At 43.8% G+C, this 13,363-nt stretch carries 9 protein-coding genes; 3 read left to right on the top strand and 6 right to left on the bottom strand.

The annotated features are described in order from the left end of the window. Nucleotides 1-19 precede the first annotated feature (19 nt). Nucleotides 20-2,947, top strand: coding sequence for a DNA translocase FtsK 4TM domain-containing protein (locus ACQEXU_RS07710; RefSeq protein ID WP_427010340.1), 2,928 nt, complete (start codon nucleotides 20-22; stop codon nucleotides 2,945-2,947). Between the two features lie 219 nt (nucleotides 2,948-3,166). On the opposite strand, the gene dsbB is transcribed toward ACQEXU_RS07710, so the two are convergent. Next, entirely contained in the window at nucleotides 3,167-3,685 is a 519-nt protein-coding gene (gene dsbB, locus ACQEXU_RS07705; RefSeq protein WP_427010321.1) for a disulfide bond formation protein DsbB, read from the bottom strand. Between the two features lie 85 nt (nucleotides 3,686-3,770). After that, nucleotides 3,771-5,360: a Na(+)/H(+) antiporter NhaB gene (nhaB, locus tag ACQEXU_RS07700; protein ID WP_427010320.1), complete on the bottom strand. Its 1,590-nt coding sequence runs from the start codon at nucleotides 5,358-5,360 to the stop codon at nucleotides 3,771-3,773. 638 nt (nucleotides 5,361-5,998) lie between these two features. Between nhaB and fadR the strand changes: the two genes are divergently transcribed. Next, nucleotides 5,999-6,838 (top strand): fatty acid metabolism transcriptional regulator FadR, encoded by an 840-nt coding sequence (gene fadR, locus ACQEXU_RS07695; protein ID WP_367988713.1) that lies wholly within the window; start codon nucleotides 5,999-6,001, stop codon nucleotides 6,836-6,838. Between the two features lie 101 nt (nucleotides 6,839-6,939). Here the strand turns inward: fadR and ACQEXU_RS07690 are convergent, their stop codons facing one another. Both ACQEXU_RS07690 and ACQEXU_RS07685 read right to left on the bottom strand, forming a co-directional pair. Then, on the bottom strand, nucleotides 6,940-8,622 hold the full coding sequence (locus ACQEXU_RS07690; protein WP_427010319.1) for an aspartate:alanine antiporter: 1,683 nt from the start codon (nucleotides 8,620-8,622) through the stop codon (nucleotides 6,940-6,942). 153 nt (nucleotides 8,623-8,775) lie between these two features. Continuing rightward, nucleotides 8,776-9,039 carry a GrxA family glutaredoxin gene (locus tag ACQEXU_RS07685; protein WP_367988715.1) on the bottom strand — a complete coding sequence of 88 codons (264 nt, stop codon included), beginning with the start codon at nucleotides 9,037-9,039 and terminating at the stop codon, nucleotides 8,776-8,778. Between the two features lie 265 nt (nucleotides 9,040-9,304). Here ACQEXU_RS07685 and ACQEXU_RS07680 point away from each other — a divergent pair, with 265 nt between their 5' ends. After that, nucleotides 9,305-10,546, top strand: a complete 1,242-nt coding sequence (locus ACQEXU_RS07680) for an iron-containing alcohol dehydrogenase (protein WP_367988716.1) — start codon at nucleotides 9,305-9,307, stop codon at nucleotides 10,544-10,546. A 25-nt stretch (nucleotides 10,547-10,571) separates the two neighbouring features. On the opposite strand, the gene ACQEXU_RS07675 is transcribed toward ACQEXU_RS07680, so the two are convergent. Both ACQEXU_RS07675 and panP read right to left on the bottom strand, forming a co-directional pair. Beyond that, on the bottom strand, nucleotides 10,572-11,426 hold the full coding sequence (locus ACQEXU_RS07675; protein WP_367988717.1) for a MurR/RpiR family transcriptional regulator: 855 nt from the start codon (nucleotides 11,424-11,426) through the stop codon (nucleotides 10,572-10,574). 283 nt (nucleotides 11,427-11,709) lie between these two features. Next, the gene (gene panP / locus ACQEXU_RS07670) at nucleotides 11,710-13,356 is read right to left on the bottom strand and encodes a pyridoxal-dependent aspartate 1-decarboxylase PanP (protein WP_427010318.1); all 1,647 of its coding nucleotides are present in this window, start codon (nucleotides 13,354-13,356) and stop codon (nucleotides 11,710-11,712) included. Between the last annotated feature and the right edge of the window lie 7 nt (nucleotides 13,357-13,363).

The following is a 13,363-nucleotide window of genomic DNA, read 5'->3' as shown; positions in this document are numbered from 1 at the left end:
CAGTGAATTTAAGTTGGTTATGTTCAAGCAGAACAAAAGTAAAATTGAGACAATAATTAAAACGGGCGAAGAACCTCAGTCTTCACGCCTTAACGGACCTCAGCGCCTAAAAGAGTGCAGTCTTATTGTGGTTGTATTGGCGTCCATATTATTGTCTGTCGCACTTCTTACATTTAGCCCTGCAGACCCTTCTTGGTCTCAAACTGCATGGGGTGTCGACATTGAAAATGCGGGTGGCATGGTAGGCGCGTGGATTGCAGACACGTTGTTTTTTACTTTTGGCTCCTTAGCTTACACATTACCAGTAATTATTACTGTCACCGCATGGATAGTGTTGCGCACACGAGATGAAGATGAACCCATTGATTTAATGCTATGGGGAACGCGACTTTTAGGTCTGACTGTTTTGATACTAACCAGTTGCGGCTTAGCAGATATTAACTTTGATGATATCTGGTTTTTCTCATCTGGCGGTGTGATTGGAGATGTGCTGACCAGTTTGGCACTGCCAACATTAAACGTCTTGGGTACAACACTTGTGCTTCTATTCCTTTGGGGCGCAGGCTTTACACTACTTACGGGTATTTCGTGGCTCACCATTGTGGAATGGTTAGGTTCATCGGCGTTATCCATGGTGACGAAGCTACTTAACAAAATGCGTGGAAATGGTGATGAGTTGGTCGAACCTGCGCTCAACGAACCCGTATTTGATCAAAAAGAAGTGACGGAACCTAGCTTGGGAAGGGGTGTTGAGTCCATTAGTCTAGAGCCTATTGATGAGCCAAAACTCACAGTGGAGCCTGAACGCCATTTCAATATCCATATGCCTTCCTCTCAATCAAATGTTGACCAAGAAGAAGAGTGGGACCCATTACTTGCACCAAGTACGCCCGAACCAGCGACATCTCCTGAGCCTATTCAACCCGTTGTTAGAGTAGCCCCTGAACCCGTGCAAGCGATTCAGCCAGCACAGCCTATTGTTGAGCGAACTCGCCAACTTGGAGCGACCATTGAGGAACTCGAGGCCGCAGCAATCAGTGCCGATGATCTAGCACCTCAAGAGCAGGTGCCACCACAACCAATGGAGTCGATTACCGAACCAAAGGCAGAAGTGATTGATGAACCCGTGGAAGATATGCCGTGGCAAGTACAAGAAGAGGAAAAAGTGCCACTTCAGCCAGATGCTTTGTCTTCAATGAGCATGGTGCCAGAGGTTTCTGAGCCCAATGAACCAATCATTTCTGACTTCAATGTTGTGGATGATGATGCTTCAGTTGAAAGAGCGGAACCAGTAATCGTTGAGGAGCCAGTATTTGAACCAATGGCAAATGAAGCTCCAACCAACGACGTTGAAGCGTTCCAGAATATTGTGGCAGAAGCTCAGGCAAAAGTTGTTGCGCAGCAAAATCCATTCTTAGTTCAGCAAGACGTGAACTTGCCAAAACCAGCAGAACCTATGCCGACCTTAGAGTTACTTTACCATCCAGAGAAACGTGATAACTATATCGACCGCGATGCGCTTGAAGATATAGCACGCCTCGTTGAATCGAAATTAGCGGACTACAAGATCAAAGCCGATGTGGTCGGTATATTCCCTGGCCCTGTCATTACGCGATTTGAACTGGATTTAGCACCTGGTGTTAAAGTGAGCCGCATTTCAGGCTTGTCAATGGATCTGGCTCGTTCATTATCTGCCATGGCGGTCCGTGTTGTTGAAGTGATTCCAGGTAAACCTTATGTCGGTTTAGAGCTGCCAAATATGAGTCGCCAAACGGTGTACTTCTCGGATGTGGTAGGTAGCCCACAATTTGTTGAGGCGAAATCGCCAACGACTGTGGTACTGGGGCAAGACATTGCTGGTGAAGCGGTGATCGCTGATCTGGCTAAAATGCCTCACGTACTGGTTGCCGGTACGACAGGCTCTGGTAAGTCTGTGGGTGTGAACGTCATGATCTTAAGTATGCTTTACAAAGCAACACCTGAAGAAGTTCGCTTTATCATGATCGACCCTAAAATGCTTGAACTATCTGTTTATGAAGGCATACCACACCTTCTATCAGAAGTTGTAACAGACATGAAAGATGCTTCAAATGCATTGAGATGGTGTGTGGGTGAAATGGAGCGTCGTTATAAGCTTATGTCTGTGCTGGGTGTACGAAACATCAAAGGCTTTAACGACAAGCTTAAAATGGCAGCAGAAGCAGGCCACCCAATTCATGATCCATTGTGGCAGCCGGGAGACAGTATGGATCCTGAGCCACCGCTACTAGAAAAGCTACCTTATATCGTCGTTATCGTAGATGAGTTTGCCGACTTGATGATGGTGGTTGGTAAGAAAGTAGAAGAGCTAATCGCTCGTCTTGCCCAAAAAGCTCGTGCTGCTGGTATCCATTTGATTCTGGCTACGCAGCGCCCGTCTGTCGATGTTATTACCGGTTTGATCAAAGCGAACATTCCAACAAGGGTTGCGTTTACCGTTTCGACTAAGACTGACTCACGTACGATTCTTGATCAAGGTGGGGCAGAATCCTTACTTGGTATGGGGGATATGCTTTATCTACCTCCAGGTTCAAGCCATACTGTGCGTGTTCATGGTGCTTTCGCGTCTGATGATGATGTACATGCTGTTGTTAACAACTGGAAGGCGCGTGGTAAACCAAATTACATTGAAGAAATTACCAGTGGGGATCAAGGCCCAGAGACGTTGCTACCGGGTGAAAAAGCAGAAGCAGATGAAGATATGGACCCGCTGTTTGACCAAGTTGTTGAACATGTGGTGCAGTCTCGTCGTGGTTCGGTGTCCGGTGTTCAGCGTAGATTCAAGATTGGTTATAACCGAGCCGCTCGTATTGTCGAGCAATTAGAGGCTCAGGGTATTGTGAGTGCACCTGGACATAACGGAAACCGCGAGGTGTTAGCGCCTGCACCAGGGCGAGAGATGAACTAAGTACTTTCATAAACAAAAAAGCAGGTCATTGACCTGCTTTTTTATTGCTCGCTTTAAACGTCTTGGCTCTTTAAACAAGCAAAGTGTAGTTAATCATTGCTTGAAGAGAGTTCTCCTAGCTAAGGAGAACAAGGGCTTGGTATGAATGAATTGTAGATGGCAGGCAATAAAAAAGGTTGGCGTTTGCAGGCCAACCTTTTGATGTTGTGTAGTGATTGTTTACTTAGTTTTTGCAAACTGAGCGAGAACAATAACCGCAAGAGCGACAAGGTTTGCCGCAAAAATAACCACTAACCACTGAGGCATAGAAAGTGTCAAAAATTGCCATACAATTTTGCTGCAATCTCCGTAGGCTTCAAACATCCAAGGAACCCACTTATTTAATGGCGCCCAATTTGGAAATGTGACGAATAGATCGCATGTAGCAAATGGAGAAGGGTTAAATTGATAATCGACGTGCTGAAGCGCTAGCATCAGACCTTTATAAGCACTTAATCCCCACGCAGCCAAACCAAGCCAACGAACCACAGAATTGTCTGGTGCCATCAAGCCGAACAAAGCAGCGATACCCACACCCATCATTGCGACCCGTTCATAAATGCACATCACGCACGGGGAGAGCATCATTACGTGTTGGAAAAATAATGCGCAGGCTTCGAAGAAGACGACAAAAATAAGCAGTAACAGCCAAGATAAGCGGCTTTGAGAAAATGATTTGATGGTCGAAAGTATGTTCACGGAAGTATCCAAAATAAGAAAAAGCTCTGACTAATCAGAGCTTTTTATCGCGGAAAAGTTTCAGTATCAACAAAAACTTTTAATATTAATGGCCAACAGTTACGGCCGGGATCACATCATTTGCATGAGAGACGATCCAGCCAGCATCGTAAAACCATGCCGTCATAGGTTCAACAAGGAATACAATACCTGCTAGGCCTACCAATGCCAAAACAACAGTGTATGGTAGTGCCATGATCACCATTCGACCATAAGAAAGGCGAATGAGTGGAGCTAATGCTGAAGTTAACAGGAATAGGAATGCCGCTTGGCCATTTGGTGTCGCCACTGATGGTAGGTTAGTACCAGTATTAATAGCAACCGCAAGTAAGTCAAACTGATCACGAGTAATAATACCTTCAACAAGCGCGGTTTTAACTTCGTTGATGTAAACCGTGCCCACAAAAACGTTGTCCGATACCATCGACAGCAATCCATTTGCCACATAGAACAATGCCAGCTGCGCACCTTTATCTTCAACGTGCAATACTGCATCGATAACGGGCTTAAATAGCTCTTGGTCAATGATGACAGCTACGATAGAGAAGAATACCGCGAGTAGGGCTGTGAATGGCAGCGCTTCTTCAAAGGCTTTCCCTAACGAATGCTCTTCAATCACACCGGTAAAGGCGGTCGCAAGGATAATGACAGATAAACCGATTAACCCAACAGCTGCTAAATGAAGCGCAAGACCAACGATCAACCAAACGGCAATTAAACCTTGAATCCAAAGCTTAGCGACATCTTGGTTGGTACGATTTTTACGTTCTTCAGTGTCGAAGTCGACTAAGATCTGGCGGACATTCTCAGGTAGGCGAGCGCCGTAACCAAATACCTTAAATTTTTCCACCAACACACACGTAATTAGGCCACAAACTAAGACCGGAGCGGTCACTGGCAACATTCGCACGATGAATTCGCCAAATTGCCACCCAGCTTGATCAGCGATAATAAGGTTTTGTGGTTCGCCAACCATTGTCATTACGCCACCTAGAGCAGTACCGACCCCGGCATGCATAAGTAGCGAGCGTAAGAAAGCACGATAATTCTCAAGGTCATCACGAGTGAGCTCAGACAAATGGTCATCTTGAGTATGGTCGTGTGAAGCATTTGACCCCTTTCCTGACGCAACTTTGTGATAAATAGCGTAGAAACCAATTGCCACGCTAATCACAACTGCGATCACAGTTAGTGCATCTAAGAAAGCTGACAGAAACGCAGCCGCAAAGCAAAATGCGACGGAAAGCATCGATTTAGAACGAATACCAAGAAGAATCTTAGTAAAAATAAATAGAAGCAACTGCTTCATGAAATAAATACCAGCAACCATGAAGACCAGAAGTAATAACACTTCAATGTTGGCAACTAATTCATGTTTTACTTGTTCCGGGCTAGTCATGCCGATTGCGATGGCTTCTATCGCAAGCAAGCCACCGGGCTGAAGTGGGTAGCATTTTAAGGCCATTGCGAGTGTAAAAATAAACTCTGCAACAAGTAGCCAGCCAGCTACGAATGGATCAACCAAAAAGAAGACAATAGGGTTGATAATAAGAAAGGAAATAATGGCAACTTTGTACCAATCTGGGGCTTTACCAAGAAAATTCTTAATAAAGGCATTTCCGAGCGACATCGGCATTGTTAATACTCTTTATTGTAATGAATAGACACTGCATGTGCTTGTATCCATTATCGGCACGTTATTTTAGGAAACAATCCCGATTCAACAGTGACTTAGAAAAACAACATAGAGTTGGGCAATGTGGCCTTGCCAAGTCACTCCCTGAGAAAGACAAGCACTCCTTTACTTTGGTCGCCACTCTACTCTTCGATGGGATTTAGTCAATATGAATGTATGATTCGACTCTCAACTGATAAGAATTTTGTTTAAAAACGCGATCAAAGTGGCGTTAGCATAACATAAGAGTTGTGAAAAAAAGTATTCGGTGGCTACAAATTGATATAAATGATGTGAAAAGCAGTTTAAGTTGAATATATCAATGAAAAAAACAACATAAAATTGAGTTTTTAATAATTGAACTAAACACCATAACACTATATGCCATCTAGTGTTAAGTACGTTTTAGAGAGTGATAATTTGAATAAATACTCGTTCTCTTATAAACATATGTTCTAATATATTCAGATTAAATTAGAGTTAACACTCTATATTGATTTTGACTGAAGTTTGTTGTTCGCCGGTTTCCGATAAGCTCCAACTAGTGGTATGATGAGTTCCATTCGACCCAACTAAATATAAATTGGAACAATAAATAAATGGTCATAAAGGCAAAGAGCCCAGCAGGTTTTGCGGAAAAGTACATAATCGAAAGCATTTGGAAGGGGCGCTTTCCTCCTGGTTCGATTTTACCAGCAGAGCGTGAGCTGTCTGAGCTAATTGGTGTTACTCGAACAACGTTACGTGAAGTACTGCAGCGTTTAGCAAGAGATGGCTGGTTAACCATTCAACATGGTAAGCCGACACGAGTAAACCAGTTTATGGAAACATCGGGTCTACACATTTTAGACACGTTGATGACGTTAGATGCCGATAATGCAACGTCGATTGTAGAAGATTTGCTTGCAGCACGTACTAATATCAGCCCAATTTTTATGCGTCATGCGTTTAAGGCAAATAAAGAAAATGCTGCGAGAACGATCGCTGGGGTGATTGAATCGTGTGAGGCGTTGGTTAATGCTGAATCTTGGGATTCTTTTATGGAGTCTTCGCCATACGCTGAAAAAATCCAGCAGCACATTAAAGATGATGGTGAGAAAGACGAAGTTAAACGCCAATCAATCTTAGTTGCGAAGACTTTTAACTTTTATGACTACATGCTTTTCCAACGTTTAGCATTTCATTCAGGCAACCAAATCTATGGTTTGATTTTTAATGGTTTGAAGAAACTTTACGACCGTGTTGGTAGTTATTATTTCTCAAACCCACAAGCGCGTGATCTCGCGTTGAAGTTTTACCGTGATCTATTAGAAGTTTGTGAAAGTGGTTCTCGTGATGATATTGCAAGTGTTGTTCGTCACTATGGTATGGAAAGCGCTCAGATCTGGAATCAGATGAAAATGACATTGCCGACCAACTTTACGGAAGACGATTGCTAATTTATAGCTCATCCGTTTGCTACGAATAGAACCGTGATATAACAGCACCACTAAAAAAAGCCACCTTCAAAAGAAGGTGGCTTTTTTAATGGTTTGTTTTTCTAGCTTAAAATGATTAACACCGTACCCGCAAGCGTCATCAGAATATTCGCTATTGCGTAGGTCCCGGCATAGCCTAGAGCTGGAATGGTAGATTTAGCGTAGTCGTTCACAATATCCATTGCCGGAGCGCAAGTTCGGGCCCCAATAATAGCCCCGAATAAGAGTGCTCGGTTCATCTTCAATATATAGGCACCTACAAAATAGGCTAACGCAACAGGCACGACACTGACAATAAAAGCCAGTCCAATAACCTGAGGGCCAACCTGAGAAAGGTGCTCGAACATCTTCCCGCCTGCACTTAATCCAATACCAACCATAAAGAACATCAGGCCTAGGTCTTTGACCATATTCAGTGCCCCTTGAGGGACATAGCCGAACGTCGGGTGGTTGGCTCGTAAGAAACCAAGCGTGATACCTGACAGTAAAAGACCTACTGCATTACCTAAGCCGAAGGAGACTTGGCCAAAAGTCATTGTTATCAAGCCAAAAAGAATACCCAAGATAAAGAAGCTGCAGAATGCGAGTAAATCGGCCATCTGGCTATGGATTGAGATGAAACCGATTTTTTCAGCAAGGCCGTGTACGCGGCTTTTCTCACCACTTACCTGAAGAATGTCCCCTTTGGCTAGAACGATATCTAAATCCATCGGCATTTCAATCTGGGCACGTACTACACGGTTTAAGAAACAGCCATATTCTGAGAGGTTCAAGTCAGAAAGACGCTTCCCAGCCATCGAGTCACTTTTTACCACGATTTCTTCTTCTGCAATACGCAGATCCAGTAAGTTACGATCGAATACTTCCTTACCATTACGAAAACTTGGATCGAGGCGAGCGTGGCTGTCTGGGAACCCCACCAGCGCAATTTCATCACCTTCTTGCAAAATCGCATCACCATCTGGGTGGGCAAGAATACCATTTCGTCGGATACGTTCGATGTAGCAGCCAGTTTGACGGTAAATACCCAACTCGCGCAGGTTTTTCCCATCTATCCAATTTATCAGCTCTGGTCCGACACGATACGCTCGAATAATTGGAAGGTAGACCTTACGTTGGCCGGAGTTGCCAAGCCCACGCTCCTGAGCTATTTGCTGGGCAGAATCAGAAAGGTTTTGCTTTTGCATTTTAGGCATCAGCTTGGCAAACATGATCATACTGATCAATCCGATCAAATAAGCCATCGCATAACCGACAGAGAGGTTCTCTATGACTAAGCCAAAGTCCATATTTCTTGGGATTGAAGCCAAACCCGAATTCAGCGCGTCTTGTGCACCAACTAAAACTGGGGTTGAAGTGAGAGCACCTGCCATCATACCGGCAGAAAGCCCAAAATCGAGGCCAAGATAATGGCTGGAGTAATAAGTAATACAGAGTGCTGTGGAGAGTACAACCATACTCAAAATAAAGTAATGTTTACCATCACGGAAGAAAATACCGAAGAAGTTCGGCCCAGCTTCAATGCCAACGCAATAAATAAATAGCATAAAGCCAATGGTCAATGCATCGGTATTAAAAGTAAAACCTAGGTGACCCATGATCAGCGCGGTAATGAGTACGCCAATGGAGTTACCTAATTGGAGATTTCCAATGCGGACTTTACCAATTGCCAGCCCTATTGCGAGGACGACAAAGATCAAAAGAATTGGGTTTTGTTTGAGCAAGAGTACGACGTCAATGTTCACGGGGCAGTTCTATATTTTTGTGCCGACAGGATAAGTGTGCGAATTGTATCTGAATATTGCAAAAAGATAAGTGAATTATTTTATTTTTAGCGATTAGTTCAGGTATTAAAAAACCCGCTATGAGTAGCGGGTTTTATATAATCAGGAGGTCAATTAATCGAATAGACCCAAGTTTTCTTTTGCATATGCTTCGAAGTCATCACAGCCGCCAATGTGCTCTTGATCAACGAAGATTTGTGGTACTGTTTCAACAGGTTTACCAACCGTTTTTTCAAGGTCAGCTTTAGAGATACCTTCTGCTTGGATATCTACATAGCGGTAGTTGAAGTCGTCACGCTTTGCTTTTAGTGTTTCTGCGTGCTCTTTTGCACGAACACAGAATGGACAAGCTGGGCGACCAAAGATAACTACGAACATATACTTTCTCCTTCATTTTGATAACGACAACTATGCCTCATCCCTCAGCGGAAATAAAGATGCATTTACCTCTTGTTTCGATAGGTAAAATCTATCGACGTATTTTTGTTCAACTCGGATTAAAAATGCGATAGATCACGTGAAATTTTTTAGAAAGACACTATTTTTATAAGGGTATTTTCGACAAGTTGCACTTCATCAAGTTAATTTTATTCAGTAGCAGGCAAGCTATTGATAAAGGAGTCTTAGGTTCGGGGAGCAAGCTATGTTTCAGTTTATGACCTCAACGCGCATTGTTTTTGGGGAAGGTGCGTTGCAGTCTTCGTTATCTCTTTTTAATCAATATGGGTACAGCGTACTTCTCGTTACAGGGAAACGAACTGAACGGGCAAATCCTATTATTCGGTATCTGAAATCTCAAAAAATGCGTTACCAGCATGTTGCAATCTCGGGTGAGCCTAATATTACTATGGTCGAAGAAACGGCCAATATGGGCAGAAAATTTAAGCCGGAGATGGTGGTCGCTATTGGGGGCGGAAGCGTTCTTGATACAGGTAAAGCGTTAGCGGCAATCATTCCTAATCAGGGTGATGTGTACGATTATGTCGAAGTTGTTGGTCGTAGTGTTCCCTTGAAAACCAAACCTCTCCCTTTTATTGCTATTCCAACTACTGCAAGCACCGGCTCGGAAGTGACACGCAATGCAGTGTTACGCTCAGGGCAAGATCAAGTCAAAGTCAGCCTACGCAGCCCAGATATGTTGGCTGACATGGCTATCGTCGATCCGACATTAACATACGGCATGGACAGTTACACTTCAGGACGAGGTGCAATGGACGCATTTACCCATCTGATGGAAGCTTATGTATGTGGAGACCCGAACCCGTTGACCGATATGATCTGCGAAGAAGGGTTAAGAAGGTTAAAAAAATCGATTCTTCCCGCCTGTTTAAATGATGACTTTGCTGCTCGATCTGATCTTTCTTTTGCCGCAATGTTGGGTGGGATGGCCACTACCAATGCAAAGCTGGGGGCGGCACATGGTTTAGCATCAGCGCTTGGCGGCAAGCTTCATGCTCCTCATAGTGTTATCACCGCACGACTCGCACCGCATGTAATGACGGAAAATATTCGAGCAGCGAAAGTGATGCAACGCAATGATGTATTACATCGTTATGCCAAGGTTGCTCAAATCCTTACAGGACGTATTAATGCTCATATTGAAGATAGTGTGCTATGGGTCAATATGATGCTAGATAAACTTAAACTTCCTGAGCTTAGAGAGTTTGGTGTCTGCAGCACATCGTTTGAACAAGTTGCAGAAGATGCGTTGAAATCGGTGGCAATCAAAGGAAATCCACTACCATTAACTGAAGGGCGTCTAGTTTATATATTGCAGCAAGTGTGTGAGTGTGATGGTCGGTGTGAAAGTGGTGGTGCTGTTCGTGATGATATAGAAGCACCCGCGATCATGTTTATGCAGGGAGAGCAGGTGGAGGAGCAATAAAAAAGGAGCGTATACGCTCCTTTTTTTAGAAGTGTGATAGCTTGTCGTAGCGTGAGTCTTTTAATGCATCTTTAACACGCTTTAGGTTTTCTCTGAACCCTGATCCGCGACGAAGCGTAAAGCCGGTTGCGAGTACATCAATGACAGTCATCTGTACTACTCGACTTGCCATAGGCATGTACACGTCAGTGTCTTCTGGAACATCCAATGAAATTGACAGCGAACTTGCTTTGTCGAGCGGAGAGTCCTTTGCTGTGATTGCAATGACTGTCGCACCGTTTTCACGGGCTAAATTAGCGATCTCAACCTGGCTCTTTGTTCGGCCTGTGTGGGAAATCAGCACGATAACGTCGTTATCAGTACAGTTAATGCAGCTCATTCGTTGCATTACGATATCTTCAAAACAAGTGATTGGGATATTAAAGCGAATAAACTTGTTCTGAGCATCCTTCGCCACAGCAGAAGATGCACCTAACCCGAAGAAGGAAATACGTTTGGCTTGTGTCAACAAATCAACCGCTCGGTTTACCTGCATTGGGTCTAGGCTATTTTTTGCTACATCAAGACACGCCATTGTTGATTCGAAAATCTTATGCGTGTACGCATCTGGACCATCATCTTCCTCGACATTACGGTTCACATAAGGTGTCCCGTTAGCCAAGCTTTGCGCTAAATGAAGTTTAAAGTCTGGGAACCCTTTGGTGTCCAGTCGGCGGCAGAATCGATTAACAGTTGGCTCACTAACGTCAGCCATCTTTGCCAGTGTGGCAATACTAGAATGGATAGCAGTCTGCGGTGACGCCATTATTACTTCGGCAACTTTACGCTCGGACTTACTAAAGTTTTCTAGATTTTTTTGAATTTTTTCTAATGTATTCATAGTGTTCACGAGAGTATAGAGAACAACTCGTTGGTTATGCCTGCCTGATTGGCATTGAGGGAATAAATGACTTCCCAAAGTAGGCAACAACTAACCAACGCCATGGAACCAGTATAAACCTAACCTTTAGGTTTACAGTAATTTTTATACATATCAATTGGTGAGAATATGACAGGCCTCAAGTAAATTTTGTCTAAACTACAAAAAAACTTAGCTTAAGTGCTCAAATAATCAGAATGAGGCCCGGAATGACATATAAATTACATCAAATAGAAAGAAATTTTCACTTTTGCGTAATTTGACGTGCCAGAGTATCAAGTTGTGCCATGAGATTTGGTGCCTGTTTTGCGATTTCTCGCTGCTCACATAAAACGGATGTCAAAATATCATTCGTTGTCAGTGGGTTAGCTAAAACGACTCGGAATACAATGGTGTCAGCTCTTTGCCATTTCTCTGGGTTGAGTTGGGTTCGGGACACAAACGATTTACCGGTTTCCCGTTGACGTTTTTGAATGAACTTAGTCAACTCGTTTAGTAACTGGTTGAGTGAAAGTGCTTCGTTATCATCTGCTTTATCTAACGCTTTTCGTACGTGCACTGGTATGTAGCGATAGGTGAGAAGACACAATTCAGGTTGTGAAATGAGCTCAAAATCGTCTTGGTCAGCCACCAAATCTGCAAAATAGCGTGCTTTGGTAATGCTTTGATCGATAAGTAGCTCGTAGCCAGGGCGGCTGATAATGTGCATTGCGGCATAAACAAGCATCGCCATCCCTGAACGAGAGCCCTCTAGTGTATGGCTTCCTAAATCTTTAGATCCTTGACGTAAGATATACTGAGCATGATGCTCAATAGACTTCATGGCATCAGGATCTTTAAACAGAACCATGCCAGCTCCCATCGGGATATAGAGTTGCTTATGGGCGTCAATGGTGACGGAATCAGCCAATTCAATGCCGTCGAGTAGGTGACGATAGGTATTCGACATTAACGTCGCACCACCCCATGCTGCATCAACGTGGAAGTGACAGTCTTCTTGCTGACAGATCTTAGCGATAGCGTTTAACGGATCAATGTTGCCCGTTTCAGTGGTACCAGCCACCCCAACGACGGCAAATGGTTTGATGTTCTGTTCTTTTAACGCGGTGATCTGGCGCTGTAAATCTTCAGGACAAATACGATTGTCCGCGCCTGTTTTTACAGGCACCAAGCCCTGTTGACCAATACCAAGGACGTCGGCAGCTTTCTTCAGTGAATAGTGTCCTCTTTCAGACACCAAAACTGCTAACCCTTGATAGCCATAGTGAGCCATTGCTCGGAAAAGGCCTTCTTTTTCCACTCCTTGAAACTCACCATTTGCTTTCAGCGCGTTATTTCGAGCAACCCAAAGTGCAGTAATGTTGGCGATTGTACCGCCAGAGCAAAACGCACCGAGAGAGTGTACAGCGCTATGCATCCATCGCGAGTAAAAGTCGTCGCTTTGGTTGTAAATAAGCCGGTGGAGCATTCCAAGCACTTGGCGTTCTAAAGGCGTAAATGCCTTTGACGTTTCGATCTTCACCAAATTCTGGTTTAGCGCGATCATAATTTTCGACAAAGGCATCAAAAAATAAGGAAGCGCAGAGGTCATGTGACCAATAAAACTAGGTGAAGAAGTGTGTACTGAATGAGATACCAATGTATCAAGCAGGTGCTGTGTATGATCCGAAACAAATGCCGGTTGTTCAGGCATAGCTGATGTTGAGAAATCTTTCTCAATGTCACGCAAAGGCTTTTCTTCTGCAACGATATGCTCGCGCAGGAATTTATTTAGGTTTTGCGATAACTCTTCATCAATTTTAGTTAAGGTGGAGTCTGGTCCTTCGGGAACCGTGAAAATTCGAAGTAAACTTTCGAAACTCACATCCGCCGTTTTATGTTCCATAACCATACAACGA

The organism is Vibrio sp. TRT 21S02 (assembly GCF_050113675.1).
GTDB lineage: Bacteria > Pseudomonadota > Gammaproteobacteria > Enterobacterales > Vibrionaceae > Vibrio.
This window is presented reverse-complemented; position numbering and strand designations above follow the sequence as displayed.